The organism is Mesorhizobium australicum (assembly GCF_900177325.1).
Taxonomy (GTDB): Bacteria; Pseudomonadota; Alphaproteobacteria; order Rhizobiales; family Rhizobiaceae; genus Mesorhizobium_A; species Mesorhizobium_A australicum_A.
Genome location: NZ_FXBL01000004.1, coordinates 2,848,042 through 2,868,949, shown reverse-complemented (window position 1 = coordinate 2,868,949; position 20,908 = coordinate 2,848,042). Strand labels below are relative to the sequence as shown.

The window sequence follows — 20,908 nt, the reverse complement described above, 5'->3', positions numbered from 1 at the left end:
CTTCTCCCCGCTTGCGGGGAGAAGGTGTCACGAAGTGACGGATGAGGGGGTGAGCCGAACCCGCGAGGTTTCGCGCCGCCCCTCATCTGCCTGCCGGCATCTTCTCCCTGTGAACGGGGAGAAGAAGGCAGATCGAAGGGAACAGCATGATGGACGACTACATCCTCGAGATGCGCGACATCACCAAGACCTTCCCGGGCGTGAAGGCGCTGGAGAACGTCAATCTCAAGGTCCGGCGCGGCGACATCCACGCCATCTGCGGCGAGAACGGCGCCGGCAAGTCGACGCTGATGAAGGTTCTTTCCGGCGTCTATCCGTTCGGCAGCTATTCGGGCGAGATCTTCTACGAGGGCAAGGAATGCCGCTTCAACGGCATCCACGATTCCGAGCGCGAAGGCATCGTCATCATCCACCAGGAGCTGGCGCTCGTTCCCCTCCTGTCGATCACCGAGAACCTGTTCCTCGGCAACGAGCAGGCGAAGTTCGGTATCATCGACTGGAACAAGGCCGAGCGCCGGGCCTCCGACCTGTTGCGCAAGGTTGGCCTGCGCGAAGACCCCAACACGCTCATCACCAACATCGGCACCGGCAAGCAGCAGCTCGTCGAGATCGCCAAGGCGCTCGCCAAGGACGTCAAGCTCCTGATCCTCGACGAGCCGACCGCGTCGCTGTCCGAGAAGGACAGCCAGGCACTCCTCGACCTGCTGCTGGAGTTCAAGGCGCAGGGAATGACCTCGATCATGATCAGCCACAAGCTGAACGAGATCAAACGCATCGCCGACCAGATCACCGTCATCCGCGACGGGCTGTCGATCGAGACGATGGACAAGGCCGACATCACCGAGGACCGCATCGTCACCTCGATGGTCGGTCGCTCGCTGGAGAACCGCTACCCTGCGCGCACGCCGAAGATCGGCGAGACCATTTTCGAGGTGCGCAACTGGAGCGTCTATCACCCGCTCCACCCGGACCGTCAGGTCATCAAGAACATCAGCCTCAGCGTCCGCAAGGGCGAGGTCGTCGGCATCGCCGGCCTCATGGGCGCCGGGCGCACAGAATTCGCCATGAGCGTCTTCGGCCGCACCTACGGGACGAAGATCACCGGCGAGGTGTTCATGCACGGCAAGCCGGCGGACACCTCGACGGTCGGCCGCGCCGTCGACGCCGGCCTCGCCTATGCGACGGAGGACCGCAAGACCTACGGCCTAAACCTCATCGACCACATCAAGCACAACGTCACCATTGCCAATCTGCCCGGCGTCTCGAGCGGCGGCGTCATTGACGACATGGGCGAACTGAAGGTCGCCAACGAATACCGTCGCAAGACCAATATCCGTTCGTCCAGCGTCTACCAGATTGCCGGCAACCTCTCGGGCGGCAACCAGCAGAAGGTGGTGCTCTCGAAGTGGCTGTTCTCCGATCCCGACGTGCTGATCCTCGACGAGCCGACCCGCGGCATCGATGTCGGCGCGAAATACGAGATCTACACGATCATCAACAAGCTCGCCGACGAGGGCAAAGGCATTCTGGTCATCTCCTCCGAGATGCCTGAACTGCTCGGCATCTGCGACCGCATCTACGTCTTGAACGAAGGCCGCATCGTCGGCGAAATGGCGGCGGCCGACGCCAGCCAGGAAAAGATCATGCGGGCGATCGTCCGTGGGGAGGAAAGGGCAGCCTGATGAGCACGGAAACGTCCGCACCCATCGCCAACACGGCGCGCGCCACAGCGCAGATGGCGCTGAAGGAGAACCTGCGCCAGTACGGCCTGGTCATCGCGCTCATCGCCATCATGATCTTCTTCCAGATCATGACCAGCGGCGTGCTGTTCTACCCGGTCAACCTGACCAACATCGTCCTGCAGAACTCCTATATCGTCGTGATGGCGCTCGGCATGCTGCTGGTCATCGTCGCCGGACATATCGACCTGTCGGTGGGCTCCGTCGCAGGGTTTGTCGGCGCCGTCGCCGCCGTGCTCATGGTCGACTACGGCTGGCATCCGCTCCTCGGGGCGATCGCCTGCATCGCCGTCGGCGCGGTCATCGGCGGCGCACAGGGCTACTTCATCGCCTATATGAAGATCCCCGCCTTCATCGTGACGCTGGCTGGCATGCTGGTCTTCAAGGGCCTGCTGCTCTGGCTGCTCGGCGGCCGCTCAGTCGGCCCCTTCCCGCCCGAATTCCAGCTCCTCAGCGCCGGCTTCATTCCCGACATCATCGGCCCGCTGGTGCTGGCCGAGCCGACGCTCAATGCATCGGGCCGGCCGGTGCCAAACACCGGCTGGGTGCTGCATTCGACAACGCTGCTCATCGGCGTCCTGATCGTTGCCGCGATGCTCTATTTTGCGCTCAAAAGCCGCCGCAACCGCGAAAGCCACGGCTACGAGGCCGAGCCGTTCGGCCTGTTCGTGGTCAAGAACCTGGTGATCGGCGGCATCATCCTGTTCCTGATGTACAAATTCGCGTCCTATCGCGGCCTGCCCAACGTTCTCATCGTGATGGGCGTCCTGATCGCGCTGTTCGTGTTCATCACCAAGCGCATGACCTTCGGCCGGCGCATCTTCGCCATGGGCGGCAACGTCAAGGCGGCCGCGCTCTCCGGCATCAAGACCGAGCGGCTCACCTTCTACATCTTCGTCATCATGGGCATGCTGGCCGCGCTCGCCGGCCTGATCTACGCCGCGCGGCTCAACCAGGCGACGCCCAAGGCAGGTGCCGGCATGGAGCTCGACGTCATCGCGGCCGTCTTCGTCGGCGGCGCCTCGGCCATGGGAGGCGTCGGCGAGGTGGCGGGGGCGGTCATCGGCGCCTTCATCATGGGCGTGATGAACAACGGAATGGGCATCATGGGCATCAACATCGACTGGCAACAGGTCATCAAGGGCCTGGTGCTGCTCGGTGCCGTTGCCTTCGATCTCTACAACAAGAAGAAGGCATAAGCTTCCGGGAAACAAGGGAACCAGCCTCGCAGATATCATTGCCGACTGGTCGCGCGGGAGTGCCTTAGGCGCCCACGAAAGGCGGAGCCATGCCGCAAGGCACGGCGCATCGGGAAGGAACGAGACATGCTTCTGTCGCAGATCGTCGACGAGACGGGACGGATCCGGGTGCTGGCGCGCCACGAGGAGCGGGTCCGGGCCGTCGAAGGCGCGGCGTCCGTCTATGCGCTGGCGCTCGAAGCCGCGCGCACCAACAAGGGCCTCGGCGACCTCGTGCTGCAGCGCGGCTTCGGTGCCGACGTCGATCTCGAACTCGCCTATCGGCAGGGCCGCGTGCGCCCGCCGATCCACCATCCCGATCCCGCGCATCTGCACCTGACCGGCACAGGCCTCACCCATCTCGGCTCGGCCGCGGCGCGCGATGCCATGCACAAGAAACTCGACGCCGGCGACGAGGCGCTGACGGATTCGATGAAGATGTTCCGCATGGGGATCGAGGGCGGCAAGCCGGTAAATGGCGGGCCAGGCGTCCAGCCGGAATGGTTCTACAAGGGCAACGGCACGATGGTGGCCGCCCCCGGCGCGGCACTGCTGTCCCCGGCCTTTGCCGAGGATGCCGGCGAGGAGCCCGAGATCGCTGGCATCTATGTCATCGGCGACGACGGCACCCCCTTCCGCGTCGGCTTCGCGCTCGCCAACGAATTCTCCGACCACGTCACCGAGCGCGTGAACTATCTCTACCTTGCTCATTCGAAGCTCAGGAACGCCGCCTTCGGGCCCGAGATCCTGGTCGGCCCCCTGCCCGCCGACGTGCGCGGCCGCTCGCGCATCCGGCGCAAGGGCTTAACGATCTGGGAAAAACCGTTCCTGTCGGGCGAGGACAACATGTCCCACACGATCGCGAATCTCGAGCACCACCACTTCAAATACGGCCTGTTCCGCCAGCCGGGAGACGTGCACGTACACATGTTCGGCACAGCGACGCTCTCCTTCGCCGACGGCATCCGCACCGATCCGGGCGACGTGTTCGAGATCGAGGCCGACGGCTTCGGCCTGCCCTTGCGCAATCCGCTGGCGATCGAGAAGCCGGCGAAGGTGAGCGTGCGCGCTCTTTAGGCGGCGACCCGCCTGCCGCGTGTCGAGCGCCAGAGCAGCAGCGTCATGACGCTGACATTGAGCAGGTTCCACGCGATGCCGTTGAGGAACGCGGCCGCATACGAACCTGTCTGGTCGTAGATAAAGCCAGACATCCAGCCGCCCAGCGCCATGCCGAGGATCGTCGCCATGATGACGATACCAACCCTCTGCCCCGCTTCCCTGGCCGGCATGTATTCGCGCACGACGATGGCGTAGCTCGGCACGATACCGCCCTGCGCCAGGCCGAACATCGCCGAGACGACATAGAGCGAGGCGAGCCCGTCGAACGGGATGTAGAACAACAGCGACAGTCCCTGCAGCACCGAACCGATCAGCAGCGTCGGGATGCCGCCGATCCGGTCGGCGAGGAAGCCCGAGGCGAGCCGGCTGATGATGCCGGCCCCCAGCATCAGCGACAGCATCTCCGCGCCCCGCGCCACGCCATAGCCGAGGTCGGCGCAATAGGCGACGATGTGCACCTGCGGCATCGACATCGCCACGCAGCAGGCAAGCCCCGCCACGACCAGAAGCGCCTGGATCGCGCCTGGCGACAGGCCGATGTCCTTGACCGGAGCCGCGCCCGCCGCGCCAGAGCCCGAATGGTGCGCCGGCCTCCTGCCCAGCATCGCCGCAAGCGGCAGCATCGTCACCAGGCAGACGATGCCGATGATGAGATAGGTCTCGCGCCATCCCTGCGCCACCAGCAGCGGCTGCATCGCCATCGGCCAGAGCGCGCCGGCGAGGTAGTTGCCGCAGGCGGCGACCGCCACCGCGATGCCGCGCCGCCGGTCGAACCAGTGCGAGATGTCGGCGATCAGCGGCCCGAAGGTCGCGGACGAACCCGCGCCGATCAGCAGCCCTTGCGCCAGCGCCAGCGTACCGATCGACGGCGCGTAGGAGGCGAGGATGAAGCCCGCGCCGGAAAGCGTCGCCGAGACCAGCGCCGGCCACATGAAGCCTATGCGGTCGATGAGGCGCCCGACCACGACATTGCCGAGCGCGAAACCGAGCATCGTGGCCGTATAGGCAAGCGAGGCCTCGCCCCTGCCCGCGCCGAATTCGGCCTGCGCCGCTGGCAGCACCACCACGATCGCCCACATGCCGACGCCGCCGATCGTGGCGAGCGCCAGCGAAATGCCGAGCCTGAGCCACGCATAGGCTCCGTCCGGCGCATAGCGATCCGGTCCATAGTTCGTTCGCATGCCATCCTCCCGCCGTGCGGACGTCCCGCCGGCTGCCGGACCCTATGCGCTGTGATCGGATCCGAGCAGCGCCACCATCGGAGAATCGCAGCGCCAGCCGAATGCCCACTTCGATGCCGGCCGGCTGACTCACGCCACGAAGAACAACTGCGAGCCCGCAAGTTTGGAGATTGGCGGGAAAGACACCCCAAAACGATAGCTTGGATATACTTTCCCCTCTAATAGAGACGCGCGAATAAACCAGAGCTTCGCCTCTGATGGAGGGATATAATGAAAATTTCCGCAATTCTCGCGGCGGCGGCTTTGGCTGCCGGCGCCCTGCTCGGTGCGGTGCAGACCTCGTCCGCCCAAGCACCCCGCACCTGGGTATCAGGTGTCGGCGACGACGTTAATCCGTGCAGCCGCACGGCGCCTTGCAAGACATTCGCCGGCGCCATCTCGAAGACGGCGGCCGGCGGGGAAATCAACTGCATCGACCATGGCGCCTACGGCACCGTGACGATCACCAAGTCGATCAACCTCTCGTGCGAGGGCGTGACCGCCGGTGTCCTACATTCGCTGTCGAGCGGCATCATCATCAACGCTGCGTCGACGGACGTGATCAATCTGCGCGGGCTGGACATCAATGGCGGCACCCCCAGTTCGCCCGGCCTCAACGGCGTGCGCATCGTGAATGCCGGCAAGGTCAACATCGACAACTGCATGATCCGCAACAGCCTCGGCGCGAACCCGTACGGCTACGGCGTCTTCGTTGCTCCAACCACCGGCAAGATATTGGTCAACATCAACGACAGCAACATCTCGAACAACGGCACTGCATCGACCGGTGGCGCTATCCAGGTCGAGCCGACCGGCAGCGGCAGCGTCCTCATGTCGATCTCCAACACCAAGATCTTCGCCAACACGATGGGCGTGCGCGGCTTCGCCAACGCCACGACCGGCAGCGTGGAAATCTCGATCAGCAATTCCCTGATCGGCGGCAACACCTTTCATGGCGTTGTTGCCCAGTCGGAGCAGGGTTCGACAAAGATCATGATCGACAACACCCAGATCGTCGGCAACCTCAGTCACGGCATACGCTCCGTCGACGCGAACTCCATCATTCGCGTGAAAAACTCGATGATCACCGGCAACCTGGTCGGTCTGCTGAGCGCGAACGGCGGCAGCCTCCGCACCTATGGCAACAACGCACTGAACGGAAACGGCACCGACGGCGCCTTCACAGGCACCGTCGCGCTGCAATAGCCCGACACGATCATGGCGCAGCCGCATCGCCACGGTTGCGCCTCAGCCGCCGAGAAAATCGGCGCGCCCATGTCGCGCACCACGTTGCTGTGTCCCTCGGACACATCCGCAGCTTGCCTGCGGCGTTCCCGCCGACGCGAGCCGGCCTCGCTTGCATCCACGGCCAAAAGGTCGTTTTCTGTATGGATGAAATTGCGCCGCTTCACCGGCAGCGGTCGCCAATTCCCCTTTGTGAGCGTCCATAGATGTCCATTCATCGCACGATTGTGCCCGCGGCCGCCGAACTTGCGCAGAACACCGCCGCACCGTTCGAACAGGCCAAGGCCATGCCGAAATCGGTCTACACCGCGGAAGATTTCGCGGCACTGGAACTCGAGACCATCTTCGCCGGCGAATGGCTTTGCGCCGGGCGCGCCGACGCGCTGAAAGGACCCGGCGACTATCTGACGATGGAGATTGCCGGCGAGCCTATCGTCGTCCTGCGCGACCGTGACGGCAAACTGCGTGCGATGTCGAATGTCTGCCGCCATCGCATGTCGACGCTGTTGCAGGGAACGGGGACGGTGCGCGCCATCGTCTGCCCCTACCACGCCTGGACGTACAATCTCGACGGCACGCTGCGCGGCGCGCCGGCCATGGGAAAGAACGAGACGTTCCATCGAGACGAAATCCGCCTCCCGCCGGTGCGTTGCGAGGAGTGGCTCGGCTGGATCATGGTGACGCTCAACTCCGATGCGCCGCCGCCTTCGGAACGGTTGAAAGCCGTCGAGGACCTGGTCGGATATCTCGACATGCGCGCCTACACCGAAACCTTCCGGGAAACCCACCGCTGGGATACCAACTGGAAGGTGCTCGCGGAAAACTTCATGGAGAGCTACCATCTGCCGGTCTGCCACGCCGGGACCATCGGCGGTTCGACCGACCTGAACACGATGGTCTGCCCCGAAGGCACGGATACGTTCAACTATCACACGATCCTGCGCAACGATCAGGTCAAGCTCTGTCTCGCGCATCCGGACAACACCGCGCTTACCGGCGACGAGCGGCGCACCACGTGGCTGCTTGCCATCTATCCTTCGCTGCTGATCACGCTGACGCCGGGATATTTCTGGTACCTGAGCCTGCACCCGCATGGGCCGGGCCAGGTCGACATCATCTTCGGCGGCGGCATGTCGCCCGACTATATGGCCGATCCCGATGCGCCGAGCCAGCTCGCGGCGGTCAAGAAGATGCTCGACCACGTGAACGAGGAAGATCGTGGCTGCACGGAGAAGGTCTTCAAGGGCCTCAATGCGCGGCTGGCCGGGCCGGGACCGCTGTCGCATCTCGAGCGGCCCAATTTCGAGTTCGCGCAATATATCTCGCGCCGCGTGAACGGGCAGGCTGGCTGATCAGCGGCCGGCGGCACGCCGGAGCGCCACGCATTCGGCCAGCAGACACAGGATTTCGAAGGCGATGTTCGCCGCCAGCAGCGCGGTGCCGCCGCCGGCGTCGAACGGCGGCGAGACTTCCACCACGTCGGCCGCGACCAGATCGACATCCTTGAGGCCGCGCAGGATCGCATTCACCTCGCGCGGAAGAAGACCGGCGACCTCCGGCGTGCCGGTTCCCGGGGCGAAGGCCGGATCGACGCTGTCTATGTCGAAGGACAGATAGGTCGGGCCGCTGCCCGCCACGCGCCGCGCTTCCGCGGCGACACCGTCCGGTCCGAGCGCGTCCGCCTCCTCGATCGGGATGACGCGAATTCCCTGCGACGCCGTCCATTGCTCGTCGTCGGTCGAATAGATCGAACCACGGATTCCGATCTGGACCACGCGGCGGGGATCGAGCAGCCCTTCCTCGATCGCGCGACGGAACGGGGTTCCATGCGTATATTTCAAGCCGCCGAAATAGCTGTCGGCCATGTCCTGGTGCGCGTCGAAGTGGATCATGCCGACCGGGCCGCTCCGAGCCGCGGCGCGCAGCAGCGCCAGCGAGGACAGGTGGTCGCCGCCGATGGCGAGCGGCACGGCGCCTGCCTTGACGATCCTGTCGGCGAACGCCGCGATGCTCTCCAGCGAGCGGTGGAGGTCGATAGGGTTTGTCGGCGCATCGCCGAGATCGGCGACCTTGCAAAGGTCGTAGGGCGAGCGCTTGGAGACGCCATGGACGCGCCGGATCATCCCCGACATGTCCCGCACCTGGCGCGGTCCGTGGCGCGGACCGGGACGATTGGTCGTGCCTCCGTCCCACGGCACGCCGAAGATCGCGATATCCACGAGCGCTGGATCTTCTATCACCGGCAGGCGCATGAACGTTGCCGGCCCGGCGAAGCGCGGAACGGCGATGGAATCGATTGGCGCGAACCTGCGTTCGTTCATGCGGATCTCCGAGCTTCAGAACAGCTTAACCGGGTTGCCCGGCCTTGCAACCCGTGTGATGTCGCATCGGCACTGCCTAGTTTTTTTGCATTGCTGGAAAATGCTCAAGGATTGACAGCTCGATCTTGATCGCATCAGTTAGGCAAAGTGCCGGAGGCGGCCCGACGAACCCGATCACGGAGAAGTTCCATGCATAAGCGTTTCTTCCTCAAAGCAGTGCTTGGGCTGGCCATCCTGTCCGCCGCATCGCTGCCCGCGCTGGCAGAAAGCGCGCTGGATCGGGTCAAGGCCGCTGGCGTCCTGAAGGTCGGCACGGAAACGGCTTTCGCGCCTTTCGACTTCATCGATGAAGCCGGCGAGCATACCGGCCTCAACGTCGATGTTTTCGCGGAAGTCGGCAAGGAACTGGGCGTGAAGATCGAGTGGGTCGAGCTGCCGTGGGACGGCGTTCTGCCCGCGCTGGAGGCTGGCCAGTTCGACATGGTCGCGGGCCCGGCCACCATCACCAAAGCGCGCCTCGAGCGCTATCGGTTCCTTTCCCCCGTCGCCGAGGCAACGGTCGCCTTCCTGAAGGGCAAAAGCGAAGTCGATATCACCAAGCCCGAGGATCTGGCGGGCAAGACGGTTGGCGCCGGCAAGGCGACCGCGCAGCTCGCCCAGATCCAGGAGTACAGCAAGACGCTCTCGACCCCGATCGAAACGCGGGAATATGTCAGTTTTAACGAGGCGTATGCCGACTTGGCTGCCGGCCGCATCGCAGCCGTCGGAAATTCGCTGCCGAACATCGCCTTCGTCGCATCGAAGCAACCCGACGTGTTCGAAGTCGTCCTGCCGCCCTTCGGCAAGAAATCCTATTTCGGCTTTATCGGCACCAAGAAGCCCGATGACCAGCCGTTGCTCGATGCGGTGCAGGCCGCCCTGGTGAAGATGAAGGGGGACGGCCGCATGGCCGAGCTTCAGAAGAAGTGGTTCGGCACCAGCTTCGACACGCCGGATGAAGTTCCGGAGCCGAACTTCTGACGATAGGATGCCAGATCCCTTTCGGCTTCCCTTGATCGCCTGGCCGCTCGCCCCGGTCGCGGGCGGACGGCGTAACTCGATGTCTGAGCATGGCCCATGACGATGCGGCTATTCGAGCTGATGCTGGTGGCCGCCGGGCGCACCATCGTCATCAGCGCCATATCGATCATGCTCGGCCTGCTCATCGGGCTTTGCGTGTGCGCGGCGAAATTGTCCACCCGCCGCCTTCTGTCGGTCCCGGCCGGCATATTCATCAGCTTCTTCCGCGGCGTGCCGCTGATCGTGCAACTGCTGCTGATCTACAATCTGCTTCCGCAACTCGGGCTGTTCGTGCCGAGCGTGATCGCGGCGGTGATCGGCCTGTCGCTATGCACTGCCTCCTACCAGGCCGAAAATTTGCGCGGGGGCTTCCTGAGCGTTCCCAAGGGGCTGGTGGAGGCGGGCGACATGCTGGGCATGACGCCGTGGCAGCAGTTCCTGCGCATCCGCGCGCCAATCGCGCTGCGGCTGACCGTTCCCGCGCTGGTCAATGAGGCGATCCTGATCCTCAAGGCTTCGTCGCTGATCTCCGTCGTCGGCGTCATCGAACTGACCCGAATGGCGCAGAACCTGTCTGCGTCCACTTACAAGCCGCTCCTGTTCTACTCGGTCGCCGGCGGACTCTACCTCGTCATCAACTGGGCCGTGGCCGGTGGCGGCACGGTCGCGGAGCGCTTCATGAAGGTCGGCCGCATATGAGCCTCGATTTCGGGCTGATGGCAGCGCAGATGCCCGCCATCCTGGCCGGATTGCGCATAACCTTGCTGATCTGGATCGCGTCGACGCTGCTCGGCTTCGCTCTCGGCTTCGCGATTGCGGCCGGCCGTCGGTTCGGGCCAAGGCCCCTCGCCCTGGCACTGCGCGCCATCGCGGAAGTGCTGCGCGGCACGCCGTTCCTGGTGCAGATATTCCTGCTCTATTTCGGCGGACCTTTCGTCGGCATCAGGCTCGAGCCCATACCGGCCGGTCTGATCGGCCTCACCATCTATGCGTCCGCCTATTTCAGCGAGATTTTCCGGGCAGGATTCAACGCGGTTCCGAAAGGACATATCGAGGCGGCCGAATGCCTGGGGCTGACGCAGTCGCAGATCGTGCGGCGCATCTTCGTGCCGGAAATGACGGTGCTGGTGCTGCCGCAATGCGTAAACTGGGCGATCCTCCTGATGAAGGAGACCGCGGTCCTGTCCGTGATTGCGGTGCCCGAGATGACGGCGGTCATCAGCACGCTCGGCTCGCAGCAATATGCCTTTGTCGAAGCCCTGTTCCTGCTTGCGGTGTTCTACTGGGTGCTGGTCGAACTCTGCGGCCGGCTCGGCCAATATGGCGAGAAGCGCCTTTCCAAATACAGGTTCGCGGTATGACGTCTGCGTCCGCAGTCAGCATCCGCCATGTGTCGAAACGGTTCGGCGACAGCGAGGTGCTGAAGGATATCTCACTGGAGGTCCCGCCCGGCGCCACGACATGCCTGATCGGACCGTCCGGCTCGGGCAAGTCGACGCTGTTGCGCTGCGTCGCCTTTCTGGAGGAGGCCAGCGCGGGCACGATCCTGATCAACGGCCAGCCGCTTGGTTTCGCCGACGACGGCAACGGCCGCCGACGGCTAAGCCCGCAAAGCATCCATCAGGTGCGCTCGCAGGTGGGCATGGTCTTCCAGCAGTTCAATCTTTGGCCGCATATGACGGCGCTGGGCAATGTTTCCGAAGCGCTTGTCACGGTGCGCGGGTTGAAGCGTTCGGAGGCGGAAGAGCGCGCCAGGGCCCAGCTTCGCCATGTGGGCCTGGAGGACCGCGCGAAATACTATCCGTCCGAGCTTTCGGGCGGACAACAGCAGCGCGTGGCGATCGCCCGCGCGCTCGCCATGGAGCCCAGCATTCTCCTGTTCGATGAACCAACCTCGGCCTTGGATCCGGAACTGACCGGAGAGGTGTTGAACGTCATGCGCAAGCTTGCGGAGGAAGGCATGACCATGATCGTCGTGACACACGAGATCGGTTTCGCGGCAGGCGTCGGAAAGCTGATCGCGTTCCTCGACCATGGCCAACTTCTGCTGCATGGCTCGCCGCAAGAAGTCTTCGGCGGTCAGCGACACCCGCGGCTGTTACAATTCCTGCAGACATATGACCGCGGAATCGCCCATCTGGGCCAACACAGCGACTAAACCTTTAAAATGGCTGGTGGGTGCTCCGGCTCTTCTTGTGCTTTCTTGTCTTTCGGCTCTCCCGCTCCACCGTCACACCGTGTCTTACAGTCCAACTCTCCCCTCGGTCATCCCGCTTCGTTGGCCGTCTCCGGAGCGGCGGCGGTCCCGCCCCCGCGTTGAAGCGGCGGGAAATTGTCCGGAGTGATGGTCTCCCGCTCAAGCAGAAGGCGTGCGCCGGCTTTCAGGTCGTCGATGCGGGATCGCAGCAGATCCTTGGCGGCGCGGTAGGCCTCGTCGATCATCTCGCGTATGGCCAGGTCGACCTCGCGCGCGGTCGCTTCCGAATAGTCCTTCGGGTGCAGGCGGCCGCCGTCGCCCAGCCACTGCTGCCGCTCCTCCTCAAGCACGGCCTGGCCGATCTTCTCGCTCATGCCGAAGCGCGTCACGCTCTGGCGAGCGACGTCCGTCGCCTTGGCGAGATCGTCAGCTGCACCGGTCGAAACCTCGCCATAGATAATCTCCTCGGCTGCGCGTCCCGCGAGCAGCGCTGTCATGCGTTCCTTCAGTTCGCTGGTGGTGATGAGGAAGCGGTCGTCGGTCGGCCGTTGCAGCGTATAGCCGAGCGCGCCGATCGAGTGGGGGATGATCGAGACCTTGTGCACGGGATCGGTCTTCGTCAGAGTGGCGGCCGCGAGGGCATGGCCCATCTCATGATAGGCGACGCGCTCCCGCTCGTCGGGCTTGAGCAGCCGGCCGCGTCTTTCCGTTCCCGCGACGATGCGCTCTACCGCATTGGTGAAATCGTCCATCGTCACCTGGTCTGCGTTGCGTCTTGTCGCGAAGATCGCGGCCTCGTTGACGAGGTTGGCGAGATCGGCGCCGGTGAAGCCGGGCGTTATGCCGGCGATATCGCCGACATTCATCCCGGGAGCCGTCTTTACGGCCTTCATGTGCACCTTGAGGATCGCCTCGCGTCCCTTGCGGTCGGGGCGGTCCAGCACCACCTGCCGGTCGAAGCGACCGGCGCGGGTCAGCGCCGGATCGAGTATCTCCGGTCGGTTGGTTGCGGCCAGGAGCACGATGCCGACGCGTGGGTCGAAACCGTCGAGTTCCGACAGAAGCTGGTTGAGCGTCTGTTCCTTCTCATCGCCTCCGCCATAGCCCGAGAATGGGGTGCGTGCCCGGCCTAGCGCGTCCAGTTCATCGATGAAGATGATGCAGGGCGCGGCCTTGCGCGCCTGTTCGAACAGATCGCGCACGCGGGCAGCTCCGACGCCGACGAACATTTCGACGAACTCTGACCCGGAAATGGAGAAGAAAGGCACCTTCGCCTCTCCCGCGACCGCACGGGCCATCAGAGTCTTGCCGGTGCCAGGAGGCCCGACCAGCAGGATACCTTTGGGAATCCGCGCGCCGAGGCGGCCGTATTTGTCCTTGTCCTTCAGGAAGGACACGATCTCCATTAATTCGACCTTGGCCTCGTCGACGCCGGCCACGTCATTGAACGTCACGCCGGTTTCGCGCTCGACATAGACCTTGGCCTTCGACTTGCCGATATTGATCAGCCCGCCCATGCCCTGCCGGTCGGCGATGCCGCGAAACAGGAACATCCAGAGGCCGAAGAAGATCAGCGCCGGCAGGATCCAGGACAGGATCGTGGTCAGCCAGTTGCTGTCCGTGCCGCCCGTCACCTTCACGCCGGCCTTCTCGAAGGCCACCGCGGCATTGGGATCGACCCGTGCGGAAACGAAGACGGTCTTGCCGTCCTGCGGCTCCTTGAACTGGCCCTGGATCATCGTCTCAGTGATGGTGACGGATGCGACCTTGCCTTGCTCCACTGCATGCATCAGGTCGCTGTAGGAAAGCTGGGCGATGTCGCGATAGCCGAGCCACAGCTGGAAGAGGCTGAACAGAAATAGCGCGACGACAATGTAGCCGATGTTGAATGTGTGCTTCTTGTTCATCATTCCGCCTGTCTGGTTGGCTGTCGGAAACCCGGCCGTATCTTCCATCCGGCGTTCGCAGCAGCCTTGATGCCGATCAATAAGCCTCGGCCACGGCGCGGTGACCGCCGCTGGCGTTCAAGGACGTCTCCTCCTCGTCGCATGTCGGCGCTCGCGGGCGAAGAACCAGTGCTTCGTTGCTTCCGAGGCGACGAGATAGGCGAGAGTGATTACCACAAGGCCGGCCGTGATGGAGGCCGGCAGGGGCACGAAGCCGAACCAGTCCGCGCCCGGCAAGTAGGGAATGGCGATGGCGAAGAGCCCGACCGCCAACGTCAGCCATGACAGCGTCGCGCTTGGGCGGCTGCGCCAGAACGCCTTGCGGGTGCGCACGATAAGCACGATCGCGAGTTCCGTGATCAGCGATTCCACGAACCATCCCGTCTGGAACATCTCCTCGGTGGCGCTCGCGACGAGGATCAGGAAGCCGAACGTCACGAAATCGAACGCGGAGCTGACGAGCCCGAACGCGACCATGAACCGGCGGACATAGCCGATGTTCCAGTGCTGCGGGGTCCGGGTCTGGTCGGGATCGACCCTGTCCGTCGCGATCGCCAGCGATGGCACGTCAGACAGGAAGTTGTTGAGCAGGATCTGCGGCGCGAGCAGCGGCAGGAAGGGCAGTGCCAGCGAGGCGAGGGCCATCGAGATCATGTTGCCGAAATTGGCGCTGGTGGTGATGGCGATGTATTTCATCGTGTTGGCAAAGGTGGCGCGGCCGTCGTCCACACCGCGCAACACGACGTCGAGGTCGCGCTTGAGCAGGATCATGTCGGCGGCCTCGCGCGCCACATCCACCGCGCCGTCGACGGAAATTCCGATGTCGGCCTCATGCAGCGCCGGCGCGTCGTTGATGCCGTCGCCGAGATAGCCGACGACATGGCCTCGCCGCCGCAGCGCCGCGATGATCCGTTCCTTCTGGTTCGGGTCGATCTCCGCGAAGATGTCGGTTCGCGCGGCGCGGCCGAACAGGCCTTCCTTGGTGAGCTTCGCAAGCTCGTCGCCTGTTAGAAGGTTGTGATGCGGCAGGCCGATGGTCTCTGCCAGGTGCGCGGCGACGTAGCAGTTGTCGCCGGTGATCATCTTCACCTTGATGCCCCGTGCGTCGAGCGCCTTAAGCGTCTCGGCCATGCCGGTCTTCGGCGGATCGAGGAAGAGGAGGAAACCCGCGAACGAAAGCTCGCGCTCGTCGTCGCGGCCGTAGGAGCTTTTCGCCGACAGATGGCGGATCGCGAGCCCAAGCACGCGGTAGCCTTGCGTGCTCCAGCTGCGCATCCGATCGTCGATCGCCTTGGCCCGTGTCTCGTCCAAAGGCCGGGTTCCACCCTCTCCGACCACGGACGAGCAGACCTCTAGAACGTTTGACACAGCGCCCTTGCAGATCATCAACACCTCCGGCGACGAAGGTTCGCGCACTATGATAGACAACCGCTTGCGGACGAAATCGTAGGGAATCTCGTCGACCTTGACGTAGTCGCCCAAGCGGTCGCCGTCCGTCTTGCCGGAGGAGATGGCTTCGTCCAGCGGGTTGGCCATTCCCGCCTGCAGCGTCGCATTGAGCAGCGCCCAGAGCCGGACCTGCGCCGAGTTCGCCCCGTCGGCGTCCATGCAGCCGTCGAGCCGGATGACGCCCTCGGTCAGCGTGCCGGTCTTGTCGGTGCACAGAAGGTCCATGCTGCCGAGGTTCTCGATCGCGTCGAGCCGCCGCACGATGACGCCGTTCGCCGCCATGGTGCGGGCGCCCCGCGCCAGCGTGACGCTGATGATCGCGGGCAGCAGTTCGGGGGTCAGGCCGACGGCGAGGGCGAGCGAAAACAGAAGCGAGTCCACTGCCGGCCGGTCGAGCAGGAGGTTGGCGAAGAAGACCAGGATCACGATCGCCAGCATGATCTCGGTCATCAAATAGCCGAACCGGCGGATGCCCCGCGCGAATTCGGTCTCGGGCGCCGTATGGGCGATCGTGGCGGCGATGCCGGCGAATTCCGTATTCGATCCGGTGGCCACTGCGAGCATCGTAGCGGTACCACTGCGCACCGACGTGCCGGTGAAGACCGCATTGCTGCGCTGGCCGATCTGCGCGTCCGGCGCAGAGACCCCCGGCGCCTTGACGACCGGGAACGTCTCGCCCGTGAGCGCCGACTCGCTGACGTTGAAATCGCGCGCTTCGAGCAGGATGCCGTCGGCAGGCACGAGATTGCCTGCGGAAAGCCTGACCACGTCGCCGGGCACGATCTCCTCGGCTGCGACCTGCGTCTCGTGTCCGTCGCGAAGCACAAGGGCCTTGCGCCCGATCCGAGCCTTCAGCGCCTCCATGGCGCGCGAGGCCCCATGCTCCTGGGTGAAGGAGAGAATGCAGCTCGCCAGCACGATCACCCCGATGATGGCGGCTTCGCTGCCTTCGCCGACGAAAGCGGAGACGACCGCCGCGAAGATCAGGATCAGGACAAGCGGGCTGCGGAACTGCCGTATGAACGTGCCGACCGCCGTGCCGGCGCCTCTGGTGCCGATCCTGTTCAGGCCCGCTTCCCGCAATCGGAGGCCTGCCTCGTCGGCAGAAAGCCCTTTGGGCTGAGATCGCAGATCCGTCAGGAGCTTCTTCGACGGTATCGACCAGTAGGACGACCCGGCATGTCCTGTCTGTCGCGATGAAAGTCCGGACTGCATCGGCCTCTCTCAGGGCGGACTTTCGTGGTCTTCTTCCGCAACCTATCCGCACACATCCGGAAGAAAAGTCCGAGGCTGTCGTCAGCTCGACATGAAACGATTGCGTCCGACTTCGTCGAGCAGCGACCGTGTCACCCCTCCGAATGCCCATTCCCGCAGCCGGCTGTGCCCAAAGGCGCCGGATACGACCAGATCTGCCTGGCAGGAGCCGAAGAACTCGAGCAACTTTCCGCTGTCATCGGAACCCACGATCACTTCGCACCGTGCCTTTATGCCATGTCGCGCGAGGAAGGCGACCACGTCCGCCACCCCATCGCGAGCCCACTCGATGCCCTCGGCGGCCACAGTGACCACGGTCACTTCGTCAGCTGACAGAAGCAGCGGCACCGCATCCGCGACCGCGCGACGCGCTTCCCGTGTGTCCTTCCAGGCAACGACGATCTTTCTGGCCGCTATCTGTTCGGCACCTCCGGCCACGACCAGCAGTGGACGTCCCGCCTGCAGGACGACGCTTCCGGGGTCGGACACACGATATGTATTGCCCGTGGCCGCTCCCTCTTGCGCCGCCATGACGACGAGGTCGGCCATTCGCGACCAACGGGCCAAGGCGCGCGTCGGGCTTTCGAGGGCGTTGCGCCATTCCGTTTTGATCGCGCCGGCAACAAGAGCCTCGAATTCCTCGCGCAGCTCCTTGAAACTGCTCTCGATCTCGTCCCTCATCTGCTGCCACGCTTCCATCACCAGTCCTTCGCCTCCCGGTCCGGATATCGGCAAGGGCGCGTCGGCAGCACAGAAGCCGATCAGAGTAGCGTTCGAGCGCTTCGCCAGGTCTGTTGCCGCCCTCACGATCGGCGCGACTGGACCGTCAATATCGATGTTCACGAGAATGGATCTGTAGGTCATGTGAATGCCCTCAATGCACACGCTGTGAAAACGATAGAAGGTGCCGACAAAAGCACCTTGACGCCGATCAAAAATGGCTTGCCGCGATTGGGCAGGCTCAACCCGCTTCAATTCGGGTGCCTTGCGTCCCGGCGACGATCGCCACGGCATCTTCGAGCCTTCCGATGGCAGCGGGCTTGCCGGCCATGCTTGCGAACTCGACCGCCGCTTCGATCTTCGGCCGCATGGAGCCGGCCGCGAATTCGACTACCGACAGATCGGAGGCCTTCACATGACCAAGCGCGTGGGCGTTCGGCTTACCCCAATCGATATAGACAGCGTCCACATCGGTCAGCATGAGGAGAAAGTCCGCTTCGATCTGCCGCGCCAGGAGCGACGAGGCGAGATCCTTATCGATGACTGCCTCGACCCCGGTGATGCTGCCATTGTCCAGCTCGACGACGGGGATGCCGCCGCCGCCCGCACAGATGACAATCACGCGGTGGTCGATCAGGAAGGTGAGCACCTGGGCCTCGAGGATCGTCTCCGGCTTCGGCGAAGCGACGACACGGCGCCATTTGTCGTTGTCCGGCGCGATCTGCCAGCCTCGTTCGGCCGCGAGCTTCCGTGCCGTGGCTTCGTCATAGACGGGCCCGATGGGCTTCGTCGGCCTGCCGAACGCTGGATCGTGCGGGTCGACCTTCACCTGCGTCAGCAGTGTGGCGAAGAGCCGGTCCTTGATGACATTGGCAAGCTCCTGCTGAAGGACGTAGCCGATCATTCCGGCGCTTTCGGCATCGAGCACGTCGAGCGGAAAGGCTGGTTCGGGGGAAGCCGCCGCCTGGAGGGCAAGCAGACCCACCTGCGGGCCGTTGCCGTGTGTGATCACCAACGAGTGGCCAAGGCCGACAAGTTCGGCGAGCACCGACGCAGCCTTCCTGATGTTGGCGCGCTGTCTTTCGGCTGTCATTGGCTCGCCCCGCTTGAGCAGGGCATTGCCACCGAGCGCCGCGACGATGCGCATCTCAGCCGCCGATCGTGGCGACGAGGATCGCCTTGATCGTGTGCATGCGGTTTTCGGCCTGATCGAAGACGATCGAGGCCTCCGACTCGAAGACCGCGTCTTCCACCTCCATGCAATCGATGCCGTACTTGCTCGCGATGTGCTGTCCGACCTCCGTCTCGGTGTCATGGAAGGCGGGCAGGCAGTGCATGAATTTGGTGAACGGATTTCCGGTGGCCGCCATCAGTTCGCGCGTGACGCGATAGGGCGTGAGCAGCTTGATGCGCTCGCCCCAGCCGCTCTCATCCTCTCCCATGGAGAGCCACACGTCCGTATAGATGAAGTCGGCGCCCTCGACGCTTGCCTTCACGTCCTCGTCGAGCCTGAAGCGGCCACCGCTGCGCTCCGCAAGTCCCCTGACGTGGGCGACGAACTGGTCTTCCGGCCAAAGTTCGCGCGGCGAGGCTATGCGCATATCCATGCCAAGCTTGGCCGCACCGATGGCGAGCGACTGGGCGACATTATCCCGCCCTTCGCCGACGAAGGTGACCGTCATGTCCGACAGATGCTTGTGCGTAAACTCGCGCATCGTCATGAAATCCGCGAGAATCTGAGTGGGATGCGCCTCATTGGTCAGCCCGTTGTAGACCGGCACGCCGGCATAGGTCGCCAACAACTCGGCCTGGCGCTGGCCGAAGCCCCGATACTCGATCGCGTCATACATGCGCCCGAGCACGCGGGCGGTATCCTTCATCGATTCCTTGTGACCGATATGGCTGCCCGACGGGCCAATATAGGTCACGTGTGCGCCCTGGTCGTAGGCAGCCACCTCGAAACCGGAACGGGTGCGGGTGGAATCCTTCTCGAAGATGAGGGCGATGTTCTTGCGGATCAGCCGCGGCACCTCTGTGCCCGCCTGCTTCGCGGCCTTCAGGTCACCGGCAAGGCGCAGCAGGTAGCGGATCTCCGATCCGGAGAAATCGTCGAGCGTCAGCACGTCGCGGCCGTGAAGATTGACAGGCATATCCATACTCCTCATTCGCCAGGTCGGTTCAAACTGGATCGCGGGCGATCGGGCAGGTCATGCAATGGCCGCCGCCCCGGCCGCGGCTGAGCTCTGCGCCTTCGACCGTAATGACCTCGACGCCAGCGCGCCGCAGGAGCGTATTGGTGTAGACGTTGCGGTCGTAGCCGATGACCACGCCCGGCTCGACGGCGATGACGTTGTTGCCGTCGTCCCACTGCTCCCGTTCGGATTCATAGGAATCGCCACCCGTCGCGACGATGCGCAGCGTCTTCAATCCGAGCGCTTCCTTCACGACCTCGATGAAGGGCTTCGTCTCTTCCACGACGTCAACGGGAGCTTCTCCTTCGCCAGGCCTCAGCGAAAAGGTGCGTAGTCGCTCGACCACTGGCGGATACATCGTCGCCAGATCGCGGTTGCAGAAGGTGAAGATCGTATCGAGATGCATGAAAGAACGGTCGCGCGGCATCAGGGCGGCGATGACCCTGGTTGCCTCGCCGGCCGCAAACAGGCTGCGGGCAAGACCACCGACAGCCTGCGGCGTCGTGCGTTCGCCCATGCCGACCAGCACGACCCCGCCGCCGACCGGCATGACGTCGCCACCTTCCAGGCTAACGCCGGGGCCTGGATTGTCCGGCGAGACGAACGGCAGTCCGGCTTCCCGGAACCGCGGATGAAAACGGTATACCGCTTCCACATTGGCAGCCTCCGGCTTACGGGCCGGCCAGTACATGGCGTTGACCGACACGGAACGATAGATCCAGCACGACGAGTCGCGGGTGAAGAGCTGGTTGGGCAGCGGCGGCAGCACAAAGTCCTGGGGCAGCAGCGTCTTGCCCGTGAGGCCGGCCGGCTGAAAGGGCAACTCCGCGCGGGCGATGCCGCCGACGAGAAGCGCCGAAAGCTGGTCAGCCGGCATTTCATCGAGCCAGCCGCGCAACTCGCCGACCATGTCATAGCCGACGACCGAGGCATCGACCCTCCGGTCGAGCAGCCAGTCGCGCGCTTCGGCGTTCGCCATGGTTTCGGCAAGCAGTTCGCCGAACAGGTGTACGACGACGCCGCGCTCGCGAAGCGCATCGACGAAGACGTCGTGTTCCTGGCGTGCGCGCTTCACCCACAGCACGTCGTCGAACAGCAGCGCCTTGCAGTTGTCGGGCGTCAGCCGACGAAGGCTGAGATCAGGCCGGTGCACGATCACTTCGTGCAACCGGCCGACTTCGGAATGGACGCCGAGGGCAGCCATGACGG

The 20,908-nt window shown here is 64.1% G+C and carries 17 protein-coding genes; 9 read left to right on the top strand and 8 right to left on the bottom strand.

All coding sequences use genetic code 11. From position 1 onward, the window contains the following. The first annotated feature begins 149 nt into the window (after nucleotides 1–149). The 3 genes from mmsA (at nucleotide 150) to araD1 (ending at nucleotide 4,054) form a co-directional block, all read left to right on the top strand. Complete coding sequence (mmsA, locus tag B9Z03_RS16630) at nucleotides 150–1,682, top strand: multiple monosaccharide ABC transporter ATP-binding protein (RefSeq protein ID WP_085467705.1); 1,533 nt, start codon at nucleotides 150–152, stop codon at nucleotides 1,680–1,682. Then, complete coding sequence (gene mmsB / locus B9Z03_RS16625; protein ID WP_085465229.1) at nucleotides 1,682–2,938, top strand: multiple monosaccharide ABC transporter permease; 1,257 nt, start codon at nucleotides 1,682–1,684, stop codon at nucleotides 2,936–2,938. Before mmsA ends, mmsB begins: the two co-directional genes overlap by 1 nt. 126 nt (nucleotides 2,939–3,064) lie before the next feature. Then, on the top strand, nucleotides 3,065–4,054 hold the full coding sequence (araD1, locus tag B9Z03_RS16620; protein ID WP_085465228.1) for an AraD1 family protein: 990 nt from the start codon (nucleotides 3,065–3,067) through the stop codon (nucleotides 4,052–4,054). Here araD1 and B9Z03_RS16615 read toward each other — a convergent pair. Further along, a complete protein-coding gene (locus tag B9Z03_RS16615) occupies nucleotides 4,051–5,277 on the bottom strand; it encodes an MFS transporter (protein WP_085465227.1) in 1,227 nt (408 codons plus the stop codon). The genes araD1 and B9Z03_RS16615 overlap by 4 nt on opposite strands. Nucleotides 5,278–5,547: 270 nt before the next feature. On the opposite strand from B9Z03_RS16615, the gene B9Z03_RS16610 reads away from it, so the two are divergent. Beyond that, nucleotides 5,548–6,522 (top strand): right-handed parallel beta-helix repeat-containing protein, encoded by a 975-nt coding sequence (locus B9Z03_RS16610; protein WP_085465226.1) that lies wholly within the window; start codon nucleotides 5,548–5,550, stop codon nucleotides 6,520–6,522. 245 nt (nucleotides 6,523–6,767) lie between these two features. After that, nucleotides 6,768–7,913, top strand: a complete 1,146-nt coding sequence (locus tag B9Z03_RS16605) for an aromatic ring-hydroxylating oxygenase subunit alpha (protein ID WP_085465225.1) — start codon at nucleotides 6,768–6,770, stop codon at nucleotides 7,911–7,913. Here B9Z03_RS16605 and speB read toward each other — a convergent pair whose 3' ends face one another. Next, complete coding sequence (speB, locus tag B9Z03_RS16600; RefSeq protein ID WP_085465224.1) at nucleotides 7,914–8,882, bottom strand: agmatinase; 969 nt, start codon at nucleotides 8,880–8,882, stop codon at nucleotides 7,914–7,916. 189 nt (nucleotides 8,883–9,071) lie between these two features. Here speB and B9Z03_RS16595 point away from each other — a divergent pair, with 189 nt between their 5' ends. The 4 genes from B9Z03_RS16595 (at nucleotide 9,072) to B9Z03_RS16580 (ending at nucleotide 12,099) form a co-directional block, all read left to right on the top strand. Then, complete coding sequence (locus B9Z03_RS16595; RefSeq protein ID WP_085465223.1) at nucleotides 9,072–9,902, top strand: transporter substrate-binding domain-containing protein; 831 nt, start codon at nucleotides 9,072–9,074, stop codon at nucleotides 9,900–9,902. Between the two features lie 96 nt (nucleotides 9,903–9,998). Beyond that, nucleotides 9,999–10,640, top strand: coding sequence for an amino acid ABC transporter permease (locus B9Z03_RS16590; protein WP_085465222.1), 642 nt, complete (start codon nucleotides 9,999–10,001; stop codon nucleotides 10,638–10,640). Then, on the top strand, nucleotides 10,637–11,302 hold the full coding sequence (locus B9Z03_RS30305; RefSeq protein ID WP_085465221.1) for an amino acid ABC transporter permease: 666 nt from the start codon (nucleotides 10,637–10,639) through the stop codon (nucleotides 11,300–11,302). The genes B9Z03_RS16590 and B9Z03_RS30305 overlap by 4 nt, the downstream gene beginning before the upstream one ends. After that, nucleotides 11,299–12,099, top strand: a complete 801-nt coding sequence (locus tag B9Z03_RS16580; protein WP_085465220.1) for an amino acid ABC transporter ATP-binding protein — start codon at nucleotides 11,299–11,301, stop codon at nucleotides 12,097–12,099. The genes B9Z03_RS30305 and B9Z03_RS16580 overlap by 4 nt, the downstream gene beginning before the upstream one ends. Before the next feature lie 107 nt (nucleotides 12,100–12,206). Here B9Z03_RS16580 and ftsH read toward each other — a convergent pair whose 3' ends face one another. The 6 genes from ftsH to B9Z03_RS16550 all read right to left on the bottom strand — a co-directional run bounded on the left by ftsH (nucleotide 12,207) and on the right by B9Z03_RS16550 (nucleotide 20,903). Continuing rightward, nucleotides 12,207–14,045 (bottom strand): ATP-dependent zinc metalloprotease FtsH, encoded by a 1,839-nt coding sequence (gene ftsH, locus B9Z03_RS16575; RefSeq protein WP_085467704.1) that lies wholly within the window; start codon nucleotides 14,043–14,045, stop codon nucleotides 12,207–12,209. 117 nt (nucleotides 14,046–14,162) lie between these two features. Continuing rightward, a complete protein-coding gene (gene mgtA / locus B9Z03_RS16570; RefSeq protein ID WP_085465219.1) occupies nucleotides 14,163–16,748 on the bottom strand; it encodes a magnesium-translocating P-type ATPase in 2,586 nt (861 codons plus the stop codon). 81 nt (nucleotides 16,749–16,829) lie between these two features. Further along, the gene (locus B9Z03_RS16565; RefSeq protein WP_348529035.1) at nucleotides 16,830–17,801 is read right to left on the bottom strand and encodes a universal stress protein; all 972 of its coding nucleotides are present in this window, start codon (nucleotides 17,799–17,801) and stop codon (nucleotides 16,830–16,832) included. Further along, complete coding sequence (gene arcC / locus B9Z03_RS16560; RefSeq protein WP_085465217.1) at nucleotides 17,749–18,654, bottom strand: carbamate kinase; 906 nt, start codon at nucleotides 18,652–18,654, stop codon at nucleotides 17,749–17,751. The genes B9Z03_RS16565 and arcC overlap by 53 nt, the downstream gene beginning before the upstream one ends. Nucleotide 18,655: 1 nt before the next feature. Then, entirely contained in the window at nucleotides 18,656–19,657 is a 1,002-nt protein-coding gene (gene argF, locus B9Z03_RS16555) for an ornithine carbamoyltransferase (RefSeq protein WP_085465216.1), read from the bottom strand. Between the two features lie 28 nt (nucleotides 19,658–19,685). Next, the gene (locus tag B9Z03_RS16550; RefSeq protein WP_085465215.1) at nucleotides 19,686–20,903 is read right to left on the bottom strand and encodes an arginine deiminase; all 1,218 of its coding nucleotides are present in this window, start codon (nucleotides 20,901–20,903) and stop codon (nucleotides 19,686–19,688) included. Nucleotides 20,904–20,908 lie beyond the last annotated feature (5 nt).

Bases quoted from the DNA above. Each gene is read 5' to 3' on its own strand.
- mmsB (WP_085465229.1), top strand. From the start codon at position 1,682: ATGAGCACGGAAACGTCCGCACCCATCGCCAACACGGCGCGCGCCACA.
- speB (WP_085465224.1), bottom strand. From the start codon at position 8,882: ATGAACGAACGCAGGTTCGCGCCAATCGATTCCATCGCCGTTCCGCGC.
- B9Z03_RS16565 (WP_348529035.1), bottom strand. From the start codon at position 17,801: ATGCCGTGGCGATCGTCGCCGGGACGCAAGGCACCCGAATTGAAGCGG.
- B9Z03_RS16580 (WP_085465220.1), top strand. From the start codon at position 11,299: ATGACGTCTGCGTCCGCAGTCAGCATCCGCCATGTGTCGAAACGGTTC.
- B9Z03_RS16610 (WP_085465226.1), top strand. From the start codon at position 5,548: ATGAAAATTTCCGCAATTCTCGCGGCGGCGGCTTTGGCTGCCGGCGCC.
- mmsA (WP_085467705.1), top strand. From the start codon at position 150: ATGGACGACTACATCCTCGAGATGCGCGACATCACCAAGACCTTCCCG.
- ftsH (WP_085467704.1), bottom strand. From the start codon at position 14,045: ATGAACAAGAAGCACACATTCAACATCGGCTACATTGTCGTCGCGCTA.
- B9Z03_RS16550 (WP_085465215.1), bottom strand. From the start codon at position 20,903: ATGGCTGCCCTCGGCGTCCATTCCGAAGTCGGCCGGTTGCACGAAGTG.
- B9Z03_RS16590 (WP_085465222.1), top strand. From the start codon at position 9,999: ATGACGATGCGGCTATTCGAGCTGATGCTGGTGGCCGCCGGGCGCACC.
- B9Z03_RS30305 (WP_085465221.1), top strand. From the start codon at position 10,637: ATGAGCCTCGATTTCGGGCTGATGGCAGCGCAGATGCCCGCCATCCTG.
- B9Z03_RS16615 (WP_085465227.1), bottom strand. From the start codon at position 5,277: ATGCGAACGAACTATGGACCGGATCGCTATGCGCCGGACGGAGCCTAT.
- argF (WP_085465216.1), bottom strand. From the start codon at position 19,657: ATGCCTGTCAATCTTCACGGCCGCGACGTGCTGACGCTCGACGATTTC.
- B9Z03_RS16605 (WP_085465225.1), top strand. From the start codon at position 6,768: ATGTCCATTCATCGCACGATTGTGCCCGCGGCCGCCGAACTTGCGCAG.
- B9Z03_RS16595 (WP_085465223.1), top strand. From the start codon at position 9,072: ATGCATAAGCGTTTCTTCCTCAAAGCAGTGCTTGGGCTGGCCATCCTG.
- mgtA (WP_085465219.1), bottom strand. From the start codon at position 16,748: ATGCAGTCCGGACTTTCATCGCGACAGACAGGACATGCCGGGTCGTCC.
- araD1 (WP_085465228.1), top strand. From the start codon at position 3,065: ATGCTTCTGTCGCAGATCGTCGACGAGACGGGACGGATCCGGGTGCTG.
- arcC (WP_085465217.1), bottom strand. From the start codon at position 18,654: ATGCGCATCGTCGCGGCGCTCGGTGGCAATGCCCTGCTCAAGCGGGGC.